Below are 17,226 nucleotides of genomic sequence, written 5' to 3' on the forward strand. Positions count from 1 at the left end.
GGGGGGGGGGGGGGGGGGGGGGGGGGGGGGGGGGGGGGGGGGGGGGGGGGGGGGTTTTTGGGGGGGGGGGGGGGGGGGGGGGGGGGGGGGGGGCCGGGCCCCCCCCGCACCGGTGCCGGACGCACGGCCGGTCGTGGTGACCGAGGTCGTGGTCATGGCAACTCCGTCTTACTCGGTGGCCGCGGCGGCGTCGGTCTGCGCCTGGGCCAGGGCGTCGGCCGGGGTGGCCGATCCGGAGAGGGCGTTCTGGACGGCGGTCCAGAGCGCTTCGGAGATCATCGGGTAGTCGGTGCCGAGGTTGTCGCTGGTGCGGCCCTTGGCGCCGCGGACGGCGTCGACCCAGGGCTGCAGCTCGGGCTGGGCTTCCAGGAGCGCGGTCTGGCCGTCAGCCGTCGGCGGGATGTAGTAGGCGAAAGTGGTGGCGGTCTCGACCAACCCTTCGGGGGTGGTCATGCACTCCACGATCTGGCGGGTGGTGTCGTACCGCTCGGTGTCGGCCTGGACGGGGGCGATGATGAACTCGCCGCCGGTGGGCGCGGGCGCGGTGCCGCCGTTCTGGGCGGGCAGCGGGACGACGCCGGTGGCGAATCCGGCGTCGAGGGCGCTGTTGACCTGCCAGGTGCCGTTCACGGCGAAGCCGTACTCGCCGGTGAGGAACTCTTCCCAGGTGGTGTTCTGGGAGTTGGTGATGACGGAGTCGGGCGCGTAGCCCGCGTCGAGCCAGCCGGTCCACAGTTCGAGGGCGGCAACGGCTTCGGGCGAGTCGAGCTGCGTGAGGTCGGCTCCGGCGCCCCAGAACCAGGGCAGGAACTGGAAGGAGCCCTCTTCGGTGCCGATGCCGGCGAAGGTGATCCCCTTGGCGCCGTTACCGGTAACTTTCGCAAGCGCATCGGTGAGCGAGGCCCAGTCGGTGACGGAGGCCGGGTCGACTCCGGCGGCGGCGAGCACGTCGGCGTTGTAGTAGAGCGCGAGCGTGTTGGCGCCCACGGGGATGCCGTAGGCCTGGTCGTCGACGACGCCCGCGGCGAGCAGGTTCTCGTCGACACCCGAGACGTCGAGACCGAGTTCGTCCACTGTGGTGAGCATGCCGGTGTCGGCGAGGGTGGAGACGGCCGGGTTGTCGAGCAGGATGACGTCCGGGCTGGTGCCTTCCTGCGCCGACAGGAGCGCCTGGTTGGTGAGGGCGGTGGTGTCGAACGGCGTGCGCTCGATGGTCACTCCGGCGGCGTCGCCGCAGGCCGCGACGCGCTTGGCCCAGTCGGAGTCCTCGGCGTGCTGGGGGTACGGGTCCCACCAGGTGAAGGTGTCGGCGTCCTGGTCGGTGGTGCCGCCGGACGAGCAGGCGGCGGCGAACACCATTGCGGCGCAGGCGATGCCTGCGGCTTTGAAGAGGGGCTTGCGGGCTTGCATTTCTGGTTCCTCCTTGAACGGGAATTGCGGTGAGGGATGGGACTTACTGCCGGGACTGTGCAGATTTATGGCTCGCACGCTTCGCCACGAGGGAAGGTGCTGCGGTTGAGCCCCTGTCGACGAGTTCTGGGTTGACGAACCGCACCACGTACGGGTCGCCTGCGGGGACCTGGCCTTCGATGCGCCGCACGAGCTGGCGGACGGCCATGGCGCCCAAGCGGTCCGGGGCGCTCTCGATCGACGAGTAGGGCAGGGAGAACGTGCGCGCGAACTCGTCGGAGTACCGGCCGATGACCGAGAGGTCAGTCGGGGTCTCGAGGTCGCGGGAGCGCAGGACGGTGGGGAGCGCGGCGGCGGCGGCCTCGTTGTTGAGGAGGAGGCCCGTGGCGCCGGGGTGGGCGTCCAGGAGCGCGTTGAGGTCGCGGCCGATGTCGGGCTGGGTGGCGGCGCCGAACACGGTGTGGAGGGTGACGCCCCTGGTCTTGGCGGCTTCGACGGCGGCGTTCTGGAGGCGCCAGACGTAGGCGCCGCCGCGTTCGACGACGTGCTCGGGCTGGGACACGAGGATGAGTTCGCGGTGGCCGAGGCGGGCGAGGTGCTCGACCATGGTGCGCCCGGCCTCTTCGAAGTCGAGGTCGAAGACGTCGACGCCGGTGCAGTCGCGCGGGAGGCCGACGAGCGCGCCGGGCTGGTCCGCGGCGCGGAGCACGGGCAGGCGGTCGTCGTCTTCGGCGACGTTGAGGAGCACGACGCCGTCGACCATGCGGGAGTCGGTGATGCGCTTGAGGGCGCTGCGGCCGTCGTTGTCGGAGCTGAGCAGGATGTCGTAGCCGAGGTCGCGGGCGGTGTCGGTGACGCCTTGGAGGTACTGGAGCATCGCGGGCGCGAACTCGTCGGGGAGGAACTGGGCGAGGAGCCCGATGACGTTGGAGCGGGAGGTCGCGAGGGCCCGGGCGCCGGCGTTGGGGGTGTAGCCGAGTTCCTTGGCGGCCTGGCGGACCCGTTCCCGCACTTCGTCGGAGACGGCGCGCTTGCCGGTCATCGCGTACGACGCGGTCGAGCGGGCCACGCCCGCGGCGCGGGCGACGTCGCCGATGTTGACCATGTGCTGCCTCCTCAGATCCGGTTCGCTCTGCTGCCTGAAAATCATCGAACCGGTTCGGAGCATAACCCCGTGACGCGGCTGACGCAAGTGGGCCCTGAGCCTGTTTCCCGTGTATATGCCTTTGTTATATCGAAGATCTTGCATCGAACGAAGTTCGAAACTAGCGTCAGACCTCCATCGACGTGTCGAACCGGTTCGACCTTTCGACTAGGAGCACTCATGCATTCCACCCTCAAGAAAGCGGCGACGCGGGCGGGCGTCTTCGCCGTCGCGCTCGGCGCCGTCATAGCCGGGAGCGCGGTCCCGTCCCAGGCCGCCGGGCTCACCCTCACGGTGAACGTCGCCGACGTCGTCCGCCCGGCCACGCAGGTCGCGGCGGGCGGCCTCTACGGCGTCGGCTCGGACTCGCAGCCGACGACCGCGATGCTGCTGCCGCTCAACCCGACGAGCTTCACGCAGCCCGCGCCGGGCACGACGCACCTGGGCAACGGCGCGACCGAGCCGTGCTGCGACTCGCTCGACGTGGGCGACAACCTCGTCCGGGCGGGCGCGCAGCAGTTCATCCGCATGCCCGACATCTACCCGACGTTCCCGTACGACTGGCAGGGCTGGTCGGACTGGGAATCGAAGGTCACGACGATGGTCAACGCCCGCCTCGCCGAGACGGACATGACGAACATCCGCGGCTGGGAGCTGTGGAACGAGCCGGACTGGACCTGGCAGACCTCGGAGGCGGGGTCGTGGAACGAGGGCTGGGCGCGCACGTACAAGCTCGTGGACTCGCTCGACCCGGTGACGCCGATCGTCGGCCCGAGCGACTCGTACTACAACCACGACCGGATGGTCTCGTTCCTCACGCACGCCAAGAACACCAACACCGTCCCTGACGTGATCGTGTGGCACGAGCTGACCGACATGGACTGGAACAACTTCGACGAGCACGTCGCCGACTACCGCGCGATCGAGGACTCCCTCGGCATCGCGGACCGCCCGATCGCGATCAACGAGTACAACAGCTACAACCAGATGGACATCCCCTCGGTTGCGCTGCACTGGATGTCGGTGTTCGAGCGGTACGGCGCGCGCGAGGCGCACCGCGCGTACTGGTTCGAGGCCGGCACGTTCGACGGCCTGTTCACGCTGCAGAACCAGCCGACCGCCTCGTACTGGCTGTACCGCTGGTACGGCGCGATGACCGGCAACATCGTCGAGACCACGCCGCAGTCCTGGCTCGACGGCGTCGCCTCCTACGACTCGTCCCGTCAGATCGTGAACACGGTCTTCGGCGGCGATTACGGCAACAACACCGTCCGCGTCGAGGGCCTGGGTTCGTTCGGCTCGCAGGTGCAGGTCCAGCTCCTGTCGACCCCGGGTTCGGGACGACACACGGCCGTCACCGCACCGACGACGATCTCGACCACCACGATGGCCGTCTCGAACGGCGCGATCTCAGTGCCCGTGAACAACATGGACGCCGAGGCCGCGTACCAGCTGGTCGTCACGCCCGTGGGCGGCCCGACCACCTCGTGGCAGCAGGTGTACGAAGCCGAGAACCAGACCGTGGTGAACGCCAACACCTTCGGGTCCGGGAACGCGTCGAACGGCTACTACGTGGGCCAGATCGACGGTGCGGCCGACATGCGCTCGCAGTCGTTCGTGGACTTCACCGTGAACGTGCCGACCGCGCGCTCGTACACGATGACCATCCGCTACGCGAATGGAACCGGGGCGAACTCGACCCACGGCCTGGCCTACAACGGCAGCGCCTGGTCCACAGTGACCTATCCGCCGACGGCGGGCTGGGCCCAGTTCAGCACGGTGAACGTCACTGTCACTCTGCAGGCGGGCTACAACGTGATCCGCCTAGCGAAGGGGTCGCCGTACTTCTCAGGCGGCACCGGTTACGCCGAGCTCGACAACATCAAACTCACCTAGAGGCAGGGCCGGGCGAAAGCCCGGCCCTTTCCCGTTCTAGCCGAGGTCGGGGACGGTGAACACCCGGGCCTTCATGTCGCCGCCGAGCACCACCAGCATGTTGCCCGCGAACGAGGCGTGCTCGGGCAGGTCGGCGCCGACCTCGTGACCGGCCGACTGCGCGCCGGTCGCCGTGTCCACGACCGCGACGTCCCAGCCGCCCATGGTCGAGACCTCCATCGCCGCAAGGCCGCCGCGGATGGCGATCGCCGACGTGAACAGCTCCCCCTCGACGACCCGCTTCCCTTCGAAGTCGAGGACCTGCGCCTCGTCGACGGTCTCGAAGACCTGGTCGCCGTGGACGAGCCCGCTCGGCGTGGAGTACCAGTTGTCGTCGACCGCCCAGTCGACGCCGACCTCCCACACTTGCTCCCCGGTCTGGGTGTCGACCGCGATGGTCTTGTACTGGTCGTCGGCGTTGGCGTTGTCGAGTGCCGCGCAGACCAGGTGCGGCCCGCAGGCTTTCACATGCTGGATGGTGAAGGCCACGTCGAGTTCGATGCGCCAGGCCTCACCGAAATCGGACAGCGCATGCGCGACAAGGGTGTCGCGCCCCGGGGACGCCTCCTCGGAGGCCTTGCCGATGACGAGGTCGTCGAAGGCCGTCCAGTATTCGCTGTTCAAAGGCAGATCGCCCTCGTGGACGGCACTGCCGTCGGCGGCATCGCGGACAACGGCGGTGCCTTCGTCGGGAACGAGCTCGACGATCCGGTCGCTGGCAGCAAGGTTGTCGTAGAGCGCGAAAGAGTTCGGGGGCACGGCGCCCAGGCCCTCGGTGCCCTCGTCCCACACCGTCGCGGCGCGGACGCGGTACTCGTCGATGATGAACAGGTCGTAGGGGCCGGTCTCCTTCCACACTTCTTCACCGGTGGTGAGGTCGATGCGGATCACGGCGTTGTCCTCGAAGCCGGTGCGCTGCTCGACGATCGCCTCGCTGCCGAAGTAGGCGACGTCGTTGCGGTCGATCCAGGGCTGCTTCCACAGGAACTCGCCGTTGTCGAGCATGACGGCGGCGCGCATGTTCTGCCCGGCGTCGGTGGCGGAGGCGGTGGCGTCCACGAGGAGCACTTCACCGGCCACGGTGAGGAAGAGGTCGGTCGGCTCGAGGTCGAGGGTGGTGCTCCACACCGGATCCCCGGCGGGCGTGAGGGCGCTGACCTGCGTCTGGCCGTCGACGACTTCGGCGAGGACCGCCAGGTTGTCCGCCGCGACGACCGCGGCCGCGCCGTCGGCGCCGAGCTGCTGCTCGTACTCGAGCGTCAGTTCCGGCCCGCCGCCGGTGGCCTCGTCCAGGTTCTCGGCGAGGCCGTCGAGGAGGTCGCCGGGCCCGCCGTCGCCGGTGAGGCCGCTCCAGTCGACCTGGTTGTAGACGATCACCAGCACGACGGCGAGCCCGATGATGAACGGGTAGAGGGCCAGGAACGAGAACCGGCGCGGCCGCGGCGGGCCGCTGATCTTCAACTGGCCCGTGTAGACCGGCGGCAGGTTCGACTGCTGCGGGGTCATCTGCGGCAGCACCGGTTGGGGCGCTGCCGGTGTCGGTGTACTGACCGGCGGCGGGACGGGCACATAGGTCACCGGGGAGACCGGCGGCGGCGCCGGTGCGGGCGCGGGCGTCGTCGCCTGGGCCTCCGGTCCGGAGAGCGCGAACCGCAACGCGCCGAACGCGACCGGCAGCTCGGGCTGCTCGGGCACCGCCGGGGCGACGCCGAGGCGGGCGTGCAGGCGGGTGGCGACGAGCGGCATGCGGCTGGAGCCGCCGACGAGCAGGAGCGCGGCGAGTTCGCCGGGGGCGACGCCCGCGCGTTCGACGGTGCGGCGGGTCTCGTCCACCGCCCGCGACACGAGCGGATCGGCCAAGGACTGCAGCTCGTCGCGGGTCAGGTGCAGGCCCATCGGGTTATGGCCCGGCAGCGCCACCGGGGCGGTCGAGGTCCGCGACAGCATCTCCTTCGCGGCGCGCACCTCGCCCCAGAAGGCGAGCCGGTCACGCAGGTCAGCGGTCGTCTCGGGCTCCGAGAGCCGCTGCCACAGTGCAGGATCGCGGCCTGCGACGATCCGGCCGAGGTGCGCGGCGAGCGCCATGTCGACGTCGAGGCCGCCGAGGTCGTCGAGGCCGCCGACCGCGAGGGTCCGGAACCGCCCGGACTGGTCGTCCTCGCGGCGCACGACGGCGACGTCGAACGTGCCGCCGCCGAAGTCGAAGATGGCGACCGCGCCGCCGCGCGGCACGTCCTGGCCGAGGATCTCCGCGCAGTACGTTGCGGCCGCAATGGGTTCGGCGAGCAGCCTGACCTGCCCGAACCCGGCGATCGAGGCCGCGCGTTCCAGCGAGGTGCGCCGGACCGGGCCCCAGTCCGCAGGATAGGTGAGGACGGTCTGGGTCGGGCGCTGGCCGGAGGCGACGGCGGCTTCGGCGACGCGCCGCAGGCCGGTGGCCAGCAGTTCCTCGACGGGGACCTCGCGGTCGCCGAGCAGCACGGCACTGTCGTCGATGCGGCGCTTGGGATGCGGCTCGAACCGGGCGGGGTCGGCGGCGGCGAGCCGCTGGGCGTCGCGTCCGGTGTGGAGTTCGCCGTCGGCGTCGAGGTACACGCCCGACGGGAGGAGCGGCGAGCCGTCGAACAGCAGGGAGCGGGGTTCGTGGCCTTCGCGGCCGACGACGGCGACGGTGTGGGTGGTGCCGAGGTCGACGGCGAGCCAAACGGGGGTCTGCAAGCGGGTCCTACTCTTGGGCGGGGCGGAGGGGGCGGGGACCGGCGATCCTCCGCGAGGATATCGCGGTGTCGGACCCTGGATCTACAGTGGCACGTACGACCGACACCGCTACTGGACGGGGATCATATGGGCGCTTGGGGATACGGGCCGTTCGAGAACGACGCGGCCCTCGACTTCGTCGGCGACCTGGCCGACGCCGGTCCGGGCCTGGTCAGGGCCGGCCTGCTCGCGGCGATGCGGGCGGTCGCCGACAGCGGGGACTACCTCGAGGGCCCGGAGACCGACGCCGCCCTCGCGGCGGCCGTGCTCGTCGCGTCCCGCCTGGGCGCGGACCCGGGGAGCGCCTCGGCTGCGGAGCTGCTCGCGTCCCACCCGTTCGAGGCGGACGGCGAGCTGCGGCTCGAAGCGCTCCGCGTCCTCGACCGGCTCGCGGACCCGCGCGACAACGAGTGGCACTACCTGTGGTCCGACGCGGGCTCGCTCGGCAAGGTGCTGGAGCTCCTTGCGCCCTACCGGGAACGGCTCGCCGCGGCCGGTTCCTGAACCCGGCCGCGGCCTCCCCGTTCACGGCCGGAGCGCGGTGAGGACCACCAGTTCCGACTCGTCGTGCGGCAGGTACCGGACCTGCACGACACTGCCCGGCTGGAGCTGCGGCAGGGCGCCCGCGTCGACCGGCTTGCGCTGGTCGAGGTCGAACGTGGTCTGGTCGGCGCGGGTGACGCGGAACTTGAGGTCCATGACGGCGCGGTCGCCCTGGATCTCGCCGGTGGGGGCCATGGCGAGCACGACCGCTTTCGCTTCGACGCCCTGCTCGGCGATCTGCAGCTGCCGGGGCGTGGTGAGCCCCTTCGCGACGCGCACCCGGTCGATGACGGCCTGCATCTCCTGCTGCGGGGCGTCGGCGGCGATGGCGATCTTCCCGTCGGTGCTGCCGGGCCGGTACCGGACGGGCAGGACCGCGCCGGGGACGACGGCCGCGAGCTCGGTGATGTCGATGATGGCTTTGGCGACGCCCCGGAACGACTGGCCGTCCATGGTGTCGACGTCGAAGAGGATCTCCAGCTGCGGCTGGTCGTTGATGCTCAGGCCGGTGCGGGTGGCGGAGACGATGGTGCCCATGGCGAGCGGTGCGCCTTCGAAGCCTTTCGCGGTGAGGCCGCGCATCTCGCGGAGCGCGCCGTCGGCCATGCGGGAGATGGAGAACATCGGGAGGACGATGAGGAGGATGATCGGCCCGGCCATCCACCCGTTCACCCACGGGACGATGCTGTCGCTGGTGAGACCGGTGATGACGTACATGATGGTGAGCGGGCCGCCGATGATGGCGCCGATGACGCCGATTGCCTTGAACATGAGGTGTTCCTTTCGGTTTGGTGGTTTCAGTTTCGGGTCGCGACCGGCCCTACCGGTCACAGGTTTCGGTCAGCCGAGGCCGATCGGGACGCGCCCGATCGAGCCGCTGGGGGCGACGATCACGAGGTCGGAGAGCCAGGAGGAGCCTTCGGGTGCGGCGATGACGGCCGTGTAGCCCGCGGGGCTCGTGAGCGCCCGGCCGAGGCGGCTGCCGGTGTCGAGCGACGCGGTGACCTGGCCGGTGCCGAGGTCGACGACGTGCAGCGCGTACGCCTCCGCGCCCGGTTCGGTCCGGTGCTCGACGAGGACGTGCCCGGAGGCGGCCCCGGCGGCGGCCTGGGCGCCGAGCCCGGTCCACAGGTCCTGGCCTGCGGCGGCCGCGTCCTCCATGGCTTCGGCGATGAGTTCGTCCACGTCGATCTCGATGGACGCCATGTCGATCCTGGCGGTCTGGTCGAGGACGATCCCGGCTTCGTAGAACACGCGGGTCCCCAGGGCGCGTTCGCCTTCGGGCCCGGTGACGACGAGGCCGCCGCCGAGCGCGCCGTCGGCGGCCGGCTCGATCCGGACCGTGCTCTCCCCGTCGGCCAGGAGCGCTTCGGTGCTGGTCATCCCGCCGATGTCGGGCACGGTGCCCTCCGCGAACAGCAGGCCCGACCAGGTGGCGGCGGTGTCAGCGTCGGCAGGCACCGCCGCAAGCTCGTCAAGCGCGATCGTGTGGATGCCGCCGTTGACATCGAGCGCGACCACGGCCCCGAGGCCCGGATCGAACGCGTAAGCCGCCCCCGAGACCGACTGGGAGCCTTCAAGACCGGGAATGTCACCAGGTGCGGTGACCGTGGCGCCGTCGGCGAGGTCGAGGATCATCAGCCCGTCATCCGAGGCGACATACGCGTACTGCTCCCCCGCCGCGACCACGGCCGCCTTCCACGACAACTCCTCAGCCAGCCGCACATCCCAAGCGGTGTCGCCCGTCGCGAGATCGACGGCGGCGAGCCGGACCTCGAACATCTCGTTCCCCAGCGACGAAATGAAGTCCCCGGAACCGGTGCGGTCGTAGGGCACGAGCGCGAGTTCGCTGCCGCCGTACGTCGCGAACCCGATCCCGGACTGGATCGCGATGTCCGGTTCGGGCGCGGTCAGGTACTCGCCGCCGATCGCGAACGCGCCGATCCCCAGGCTCATCACCATCACCGACCCGAAGATGCCGAGCCCGCGCGACCGGTGGGGCTTCGGCGTCACCGGGTGCGTCGGCGTCCCATACGGGGAGTGCACGGGCGGCTGGTGGGGCGGGAACGGGCGGGCCGAGGAGTATCCGGGGACGTGGCTCATGACGGGCCTCCTTCTTGGGTCCCGTCAGCATCGCCGCGCTCCGGCCGCTACCGATCACAACTTTCCGGCGGCCGCGTCCGACTAGACTTCGCGTCATGGTGCAGCGCATCCCGGCCGGGGCGGCCGTGCCCCGGGGCATGCTCATCGCTGACGCGTGGGCGCAACTCGGCGATGCCGTTGCGCCCCTGAGCAACGCGTCCGGCCGCCCGCTCGCGCGCACCGTGAAGCTCCTCCTCGACCCGCTCGTCCTGCGCCCCACGCTCAACCCGCGGTTCGCGGGCGGCCTCATCGGCGTCGAACACGTCGACGAACTGCGCCGAGCGCTCCTCGAAGCGGGACCGGCCCTCGCCGCGACCGCCGCCTGGTTCCAGCTCCTCAAGAAAGCCCGACGGCGCGCTGGCGTCACCGAAGGCAACCCGCAGGACCTCTACTTCCAGCGCTGCTACGAACTCGCCCACGAACACGGCGACCCGCGCCGGCTTCCCGACGCGGAGACGATCGCCGCCGAGACCGTCGCCGAAGTCCGAGCCGGACGCGGCGACGTCACCGTCGACCGCCTGCGCCACTTCATGACCGATCCCGACCAGGTCGTCAAACTCGCCGGACTCCTCCAGAACGCCTGGGACGACCGCCCCGAACCGCAACCCGCGTCACCAGACGGGTTGACCGCGTTCCTCGACACCTGTGCAGCCGAGCCCGACGAACACCTGTGGAACACCTTGGTGGACAAAGCGATCGGCACCGCAGCAGCCGCCCGCCTCGACGAGCCGAGGATCGCCCTCGACTACGGCCTCACCGCCCAGGACCGCCCGGCCCCGCCCCAACTCGGCGACCGCGCCTCGAAACGCCGCCTCCCGCCGCCCTTCGACAGGTCCATCATGGAACGGCTCTTCGCGGCGTTCACCTCGGCGTTCCACCGCGAATCCATGGCCGACATCCCGGCCATGGTCGTCGGCGAGATCCACCGCTCCGCCGCACCTTGGCAGCTCGCCGACGAACCGAGCCGCATCGCCATGGCCCTCGGCCGCGACGCCAGCGCGGGCATCGGGGGCGGCGCCAGCGCGGGCATCGGGGGCGGCGCCCCGACCTCTGATGCCAACGCGCACTTGATGGCCCGCTACGCCCGCGAAGCGTACGTCCACGCCGTGCTGCGGCAGCCCGACCCCGAATCGGCGGGCGTGCCCGAAGACCTGCGGCGCGAGATCCTGCACGTCCGGGCGCCCTACCTGCGGCGCTTGTGGGCGCGGCTGCACGGCCGCGAACTGCGCGGCGAGGCGACCGCCGCGGACGCGGTGTGGGACCTGCTCGACGGCGTGTTCCGGTCGGTCCTCCTCGACCAGCGCGACCGGCTGCGGCGCCTCCTCGAACGCGAAGGAGGCCGGGCATGACCGTGTTCGAGGTCGGGCGCGTCCGCGCCGTGATCATCGTCGGCACCTGGCAGTCGAACCCGCCCGGGGTGGTGCGCCCGCTGCCGGAGCGCACAGCACTCGTGGAGGCGCGCGGTGCACTGCTGTACTGGGACGTCCTGGACCGCAACGCACATCCGGCCGCCGAGATCCACGACGAACGCCTCGCCGCCGACTGGCTCTGGGAACTCTACGGCCCCGAGGCGGCCAGCGCGATCCTGAACGTCTCCGGCCCGGTCGACACCGAGTGGGAGTCCCCGGTGCTCGACGCCGCCAGGCGGCTGGCGCACCTCCGCTGGGCCGAGGCATGGTGGCCGTCCTCGCACGCGGCAGGCCTCCCCGCCCTGGACACCGGTCTGCTCCGTGCCGAAGCCGCTTGGCGCACAGCCGCAGTCGAACACCTCCTCGACGACGAGGAAGCGGTCGAACGGGCCCTGGCCGAAGCCGACACGACACCAGTGGAAGCACTAGCGGACGACCCCGAACTGGGCGCCGCGCCACTCGCAGCCGCGCTCCAGGAGCTCGCCGAAGACTACGGCGTCGAGCTGCGGCACGAAACCGTGCAGCTCCGGCGGGAAGACTGGGCGCTGGCCGCAGGCGGATCGTCTTTCGATGCAGCGGCGCTGGCGAGCGGCGGGGCGCCGGTGGACTGGGCGATGGTGCCGCAAGGCCTGGTCGATGCCGCCGACGGCGCTTCCTGGGCGCTGCACCAGAGTTCAGGCGGCCTCCAGATCACCGTCACCGTCCAGGCCGCTCCTGAAGCCCGCGACTTCCGGTTGACCGCCCGCATCGGCGACGTCGAAATCGATCTCCACCTCGACCCGGACACCGGCGCCTTCACCGGCGAAGCCGAAGCGCCGCAGACATTTCTACTACTCCCCGCTGCCCGCCGCGTCCTGCACGTCTTCTCCCCCGATTTCACCGTGGGCGACGAATGGAACGACCCCCGGGACGCGCCGCACCGGGCCGACCTCATCGAATACGCCCGGGAACGCCTCACCGACCCCGAGGCGAGCCTCGCCGAGCGCGCCGCATGAGCGACGACGACCTGATCGGCTTGCGCGGCAAAGAGTCCAGCGGCCCGCGCTGGGCCGCGTTCCGTGAACTGAACAACGCCGCCGGGCGCATGGTCGGCGAAGGCCGCGTCACCGAGGCGACCGCGAAGTTCGAGGAGGCCTACCGGCTGACCTTGGTCGACGACCTCGACCCGGCCGGGTTCGACTGCCGCGCCAGGGTGCTGGGGAACCTCTCCTCCGTTGCCGAGAGCCGCGGCGACACCGCCGAATCCCTGCGCTTCGCCGCCGAAGCGCTCATCGCCTGCGCTCGCGCCGAACACGAGGTCGGCGACAGGTACGGCACCGTGGCGGTCCGGACCAACGTCCTCATCCAACGCGCCCAGACCTTCCAGCTCCTCGGCCGCCTCGACGAAGCGCTCGCCGATCTCGATGCGGCCCTTGACCTCAACGCCGTGAACGACCCGGACGGCGACAACCCGCTGCTGGCGTTCTCGCTCCAGAACACCCGCAGCGTCCTGCTCATCGGCCTCGAACGCCTGGAGGAGGCCGAGGCCGCCGCGCGACGCGCACTCGAACTCGCGACCGCCCACGACCCGCGCCTCGCCGCGCACCCGTACACGAACCTCGGCCTGATCGCACAGGCCACGAACGACCACGACGCCGCCATGTCGTACCTTCACCTGGCCGAGCAGATCCACACGGCCACAGGCGACACCGTCCAAGCCGCCCTCGCAACCGCCAACCAAGGACGCATCGCCGCCCGCCGAGGCGACCTCGACACCGCCGAACAGCTCCTCGCCAGCGCCGAGCAGGCGTTCCTCGACGGTCAACAGCCGCTCCGCGCCGCCGAGATCCGCTACAGCCGCGCCCACGTCGCGTTCCAGAACGGCGCGACCGACCTCGCGCGCTCCCTACTCCCGCAAGCGATCGAGGCGCTGCGGGACGCGGGCCACGCCACGATGCTCGCCGAAGCCCTCGGCGTCCACGGCGACATGCTCGCAGCCGACACCGACTTCAAGGCGGCCGAGCACGCCTACCTCCAAGCCCGGGAGCTGTACGAGGCCACGGGAGCGCGGTACCACCTCGCACGCCTCGACATGCGGCGCGCCTTCGCCGCCACGGCCGAGTGCGAACGCACCAGGAACTACCTGAAACAGCAACGGCTGCTTCGCAAAGCGCTCGATCTCTCGCTCCCCTCGGCCCTCGCCACCGACGCGATCCGCCACACGTACGCGCCCGGCCGGGCCCGCGAGCAGTGGGCGGCCACCGTGGCGATCCCGGCCATGGCGCACGCCCTGCACCTGGCGACGGCCATCCGCGACGGCGCCCTCGTCTCCGAACTCCTGGAACACATGAGCGCGACAGTCTCCCTCCACGCACCGCCCCACGCCGCCGAGTACACGGCCGGGGCCGAAGCACTCGACGTCCCCGCCTCTAGCGTCGAAGCCGACCGGCTGTCCTTCGCGGCATCGGCGTTCGTCACCGGCTCCTCGGCGGATTTCCCGACCCCGCAGTTCGCGCTCCCGCCCCGCCTGCGCGTCAACCCGAACCGACCGTCCTCTCTGGAACCCTGGATCGAGGAGACCGAACGGCGCTACGGCTTCGCGATCCGCTCCGGGCAGGTGGTGGACGCATGGTGAGGCCGACCGTCCAACTGAAGCTCGTCGACACCGACAACCTGTTCTACTCCTGGCGTTGGGAACACGACCTCGGCGCGATCCAGAACATCATGGTCCCCGGCGAAACCGTCCGGCCGGTGCTGGACGAACTCGCCCAGGCCCTCCCGACCCCGCTGCCCGGCGAAACCGTCGACCAGGCCCTGGAACGCTCGCTCAACGGCGCGCTCACCGACCGCGACCGCGAATGCGACCTCGCCACCGCTCTCGCCCGGGCGCTCATCCCCCACCGGCTGGCGCACGAACTGAACGCGTATCTGGAACAGGGCCTCCGCCCCCACGTGCGCATCCAGCCCTCCCACGCGACCGGCCAAGTCCCTTGGGAGGCATTGCGGATCGACGAGGGCGAACGCTTCATCACCAGTGCGGACATGTCGGTGCTCCCACCCGCTACCGTCCGCAACGCACCCGAACGCCGGATCAGCCCGTGGCATCCGGGCGGCAACCGGGTGGCAGTGCTCGACCCGCGCGTCCCGGGTGCAGGCGTCGCGCTCGGTTCAGTGCTGGGCCCCGAAGGCGCAGCGCTGGCCGAACGCCTCAGCCTCGCCCAATCCGACTTCCGCCGATCCGACCAGACCCGCGACACGCTCGAACCGCTGCTCGCCGAAGCCTCCCGTTTCCTCTACGTCGGCCACGTCACGACCTCCGCCCACGGCCTCGATGCCCGCCTCCACTTGAGCTGCGGCCCAGCCACAACGGGCCGCGCCGCCGTAGTCGCGGGGCACCGCCCGCTCACGGCGGCCGACATCGTGCTGGGCCACCGCCCCGACGCGCCTCGCGGCTGGCGGATGCCGAACCGGGTCGCGTTCATCGCCTGCGAAAGCGGCGGCGAGGTCCGCTTCGCCGAGCCGGTCGGCCTGGTCGCCGCCGCGATCCACACGGGCGCGCAGTACGTGACCGCGACCCGCTGGACCCTCCCCACCGACGAAGGCATCCGCCGCTTCGCGTCTGACGCAGCCCCGGAAACCACGGTTATCCCCAAGGTGGTCGAGGCTGTGGATAACTCCCACCAAACCCCTGACCCGATTGCGGCCCTGAGCGACTGGCAGCGAACCCGAGCCGCCCGATGGGAGTCCGACGGACGCCTCGAAGACTCGCCGATCATCTGGGCGGCGTTCGGCACGACGTACGGCTAGACAGCCCTGGCAAGTTACCGACCAACAGCCCGTAAACCATTACCCTGAGAGCATCCCGAGCAGAGGAGCGCCCGATGGGCAAGGTAGTCATGTACGCCTCGGTGTCGGTGGACGGTTTCATCGCGGACGAGAACGACCAGCCCGGGCCGCTGTTCGACTGGCTGGTCAGCGGTGACGTGCCGCTGGACGAGAGCGGCGTGCTGCAGGTGTCGCAGACTTCGTACGACTACACCCGGGCGTACTGGGACCAGATCGGGGTGACGGTCGCCGGCCGCCACGTCTTCGACATGACGGACGGCTGGGACGGGACGCCGCCGGGCGGGGTCGACCACGTCGTCGTCGTGACCCACCGTCCGGCGCCCGAGGGCTGGAACCCTGAGGCGCCGTTCCACTTCGCCGACAGCATCGAGGCGGCCATCGCCAGAGCGCAGGAGCTCGCGGGCGACCGCGTCGTCGAGGTCGCCGCTGGCGACGTCGGCGGCCAGTTCCTCGCCGCAGGCCTGGTCGACGAGGTCCGCATGGACGTCGCACCGGTCGTGTTCGGCTCCGGCAAGCGCTACTTCGGCCGGGTCAAAGCCCAGCACCTGCTGGAAGACCCTGCCGAGGCAATCCAAGGCAACCGAGTCCTCCACCTGCGCTACCAGGTCCGCCGCTAACGAGCGGCTTGCCTGTGGGCCTATCGTGCCGCATGCGGCACGATAGGCCCACACGCGTGTTCAGGCGAGATCGCCAAGCAACTCAACCGATTCGCCCTCGATCGCCAGAGCATCGAGAACAACCAGCAGCTGGCTCTCCTCATATCTGAAGTGGGTCTCCATGACCGCGCCGATGCCGTCGAGATGGCGGTGAAGCTCGTCGGGGTCCGCGTCGGAGTCCATGGCGGCGGTGAGCTGGCCGATGAGGTGCTCGAGCATGTTGTGGTCGCTCATGAGGTTGGCGATCACGGGTTTGAGCTCGGGGTGCTCGGCGATGATCTGCGGGAAGAGGCCGCCGTCCTCGCTGCGGTGGTGGCCGGAGAGGGCCGAGCAGAAGCCGCGGCAGAACAGGAGGAGGTCCTGCCCGGCGGTGTCGTCGAACTCGCCGTCGATCGAGCGGCGGGCGAGGTCGAGCGCCTTGCGGAGGCGCTGGTGGACGTTGCGAAGTTGGGTACTGAACGCGACCAGGCGGTCGGTGTCGGAATTTATGGTTGGTGCTCCTTCGAGTTCGGCGCCGCACCCATGGGCGAAAGCGCCGCGACGATTCTATCGGTGCATGCGCGGGCCGCCTATGATCCCGATCATGACCAAGCTCCTACCCCTCCACCGCCGGACAATGACGATCGCCACCGCGATCGTCGCCCAGGTCCAGGACGACCAGCTCACCGCGAAAACCCCGTGCGCCGGTTGGGATCTCTCACAACTCCTCGCCCATATGATCGGCCAGAACCACGGCTTCGCCTCGGCCGCTCGAGGCGAGCCCTTCGATCTGGAAGCCTGGGCCGAGCACCCCATTGCAAGCTCCCCCGGCAAGGCATTCGCGGCCTCGGCGGACGAAGTGGTGGCCGCGTTCGGGTCCCCGGGCGCGGTGAAGCGCAAGTGGCCGATCCTCGTCGGCGCCGACCGCTCGCTCCCGGTCCCGGGGCGGCAGGCGCTCGGCTTCCACTTCATCGACTATGTCGTGCACGCCTGGGATGTGGCCGTGTCGATCGGGCTCAAGCCCGAGTTCGAGGACGACATCCTCACCGCTGTCCTCCCCCTCGCCGAGGAGGTCCCCCTGGACGGCCCCACCCGCAACGGCCCCTATGCGCCCTTCGCCCCGGCCGTAGCGATCGACCCGGGCCCGGGGAAACTCGACCGCCTCCTCGCCATCCTCGGCCGCGACCCGCGCCTTACCACTGACGACCTGCGGCAACGCCAGTTATCCACAGGCAGAACAACCCTCACTCACCCGAGTTATCCACAGGTGGAAACTTTCTGTTGCCACTTCACTACTCAACATGTTGTAGTAGATAGCAAAAACGGAATTAAAAGCCATCTGGCACCGGCGGGATGGCGGCGACACAAGGGGATTCGCGAACGTCGTCATACCGAGGTCACGCGCGGCACTCCAGCCGCGCGTGGT

General features: G+C 70.5%; 14 protein-coding genes. 8 read left to right on the forward strand and 6 right to left on the reverse strand.

The features are described from left to right. Positions 1–168: 168 nt before the first annotated feature. Together ACZ60M_RS24740 and ACZ60M_RS24745 are read right to left on the reverse strand one after the other, a co-directional pair. Complete coding sequence (locus ACZ60M_RS24740; protein WP_465421799.1) at positions 169–1,410, reverse strand: sugar ABC transporter substrate-binding protein; 1,242 nt, start codon at positions 1,408–1,410, stop codon at positions 169–171. A 43-nt stretch (positions 1,411–1,453) separates the two neighbouring features. Beyond that, positions 1,454–2,515 carry a LacI family DNA-binding transcriptional regulator gene (locus tag ACZ60M_RS24745; protein ID WP_465421801.1) on the reverse strand — a complete coding sequence of 354 codons (1,062 nt, stop codon included), beginning with the start codon at positions 2,513–2,515 and terminating at the stop codon, positions 1,454–1,456. 219 nt (positions 2,516–2,734) lie between these two features. On the opposite strand from ACZ60M_RS24745, the gene ACZ60M_RS24750 reads away from it, so the two are divergent. After that, positions 2,735–4,450 (forward strand): carbohydrate-binding protein, encoded by a 1,716-nt coding sequence (locus ACZ60M_RS24750; protein WP_465421803.1) that lies wholly within the window; start codon positions 2,735–2,737, stop codon positions 4,448–4,450. A 36-nt stretch (positions 4,451–4,486) separates the two neighbouring features. Here the strand turns inward: ACZ60M_RS24750 and ACZ60M_RS24755 are convergent, their stop codons facing one another. Further along, the gene (locus ACZ60M_RS24755) at positions 4,487–7,207 is read right to left on the reverse strand and encodes an Hsp70 family protein (RefSeq protein WP_465421805.1); all 2,721 of its coding nucleotides are present in this window, start codon (positions 7,205–7,207) and stop codon (positions 4,487–4,489) included. A 126-nt stretch (positions 7,208–7,333) separates the two neighbouring features. Between ACZ60M_RS24755 and ACZ60M_RS24760 the strand changes: the two genes are divergently transcribed. Further along, complete coding sequence (locus tag ACZ60M_RS24760; RefSeq protein ID WP_465421807.1) at positions 7,334–7,750, forward strand: DUF4259 domain-containing protein; 417 nt, start codon at positions 7,334–7,336, stop codon at positions 7,748–7,750. Positions 7,751–7,771: 21 nt separating this feature from the next. Here ACZ60M_RS24760 and ACZ60M_RS24765 read toward each other — a convergent pair whose 3' ends face one another. Then, the gene (locus ACZ60M_RS24765; RefSeq protein WP_465421808.1) at positions 7,772–8,560 is read right to left on the reverse strand and encodes a hypothetical protein; all 789 of its coding nucleotides are present in this window, start codon (positions 8,558–8,560) and stop codon (positions 7,772–7,774) included. Positions 8,561–8,629: 69 nt separating this feature from the next. Further along, positions 8,630–9,892 (reverse strand): PA2928 family protein, encoded by a 1,263-nt coding sequence (locus tag ACZ60M_RS24770; RefSeq protein ID WP_465421810.1) that lies wholly within the window; start codon positions 9,890–9,892, stop codon positions 8,630–8,632. Between the two features lie 95 nt (positions 9,893–9,987). Between ACZ60M_RS24770 and ACZ60M_RS24775 the strand changes: the two genes are divergently transcribed. From ACZ60M_RS24775 to ACZ60M_RS24795, 5 genes are all read left to right on the forward strand, one after another. After that, positions 9,988–11,280: a hypothetical protein gene (locus tag ACZ60M_RS24775; RefSeq protein WP_465421812.1), complete on the forward strand. Its 1,293-nt coding sequence runs from the start codon at positions 9,988–9,990 to the stop codon at positions 11,278–11,280. Continuing rightward, on the forward strand, positions 11,277–12,335 hold the full coding sequence (locus ACZ60M_RS24780; protein ID WP_465421814.1) for a hypothetical protein: 1,059 nt from the start codon (positions 11,277–11,279) through the stop codon (positions 12,333–12,335). Before ACZ60M_RS24775 ends, ACZ60M_RS24780 begins: the two co-directional genes overlap by 4 nt. Then, entirely contained in the window at positions 12,332–13,954 is a 1,623-nt protein-coding gene (locus ACZ60M_RS24785) for a tetratricopeptide repeat protein (protein ID WP_465421816.1), read from the forward strand. The genes ACZ60M_RS24780 and ACZ60M_RS24785 overlap by 4 nt, the downstream gene beginning before the upstream one ends. Continuing rightward, positions 13,948–15,126: a CHAT domain-containing protein gene (locus ACZ60M_RS24790; RefSeq protein WP_465421818.1), complete on the forward strand. Its 1,179-nt coding sequence runs from the start codon at positions 13,948–13,950 to the stop codon at positions 15,124–15,126. Before ACZ60M_RS24785 ends, ACZ60M_RS24790 begins: the two co-directional genes overlap by 7 nt. A gap of 74 nt (positions 15,127–15,200) precedes the next feature. Then, the gene (locus ACZ60M_RS24795) at positions 15,201–15,782 is read left to right on the forward strand and encodes a dihydrofolate reductase family protein (RefSeq protein WP_465421820.1); all 582 of its coding nucleotides are present in this window, start codon (positions 15,201–15,203) and stop codon (positions 15,780–15,782) included. Positions 15,783–15,842: 60 nt separating this feature from the next. Here ACZ60M_RS24795 and ACZ60M_RS24800 read toward each other — a convergent pair whose 3' ends face one another. Next, a complete protein-coding gene (locus ACZ60M_RS24800) occupies positions 15,843–16,310 on the reverse strand; it encodes a hemerythrin domain-containing protein (protein ID WP_465421824.1) in 468 nt (155 codons plus the stop codon). Positions 16,311–16,404: 94 nt separating this feature from the next. On the opposite strand from ACZ60M_RS24800, the gene ACZ60M_RS24805 reads away from it, so the two are divergent. After that, a partial coding sequence (locus tag ACZ60M_RS24805; protein ID WP_465421822.1) for a TIGR03086 family metal-binding protein occupies positions 16,405–17,226 on the forward strand: 822 nt, incomplete at its 3' end.

It is taken from the genome of Glycomyces sp. NPDC050141 (assembly GCF_055586545.1).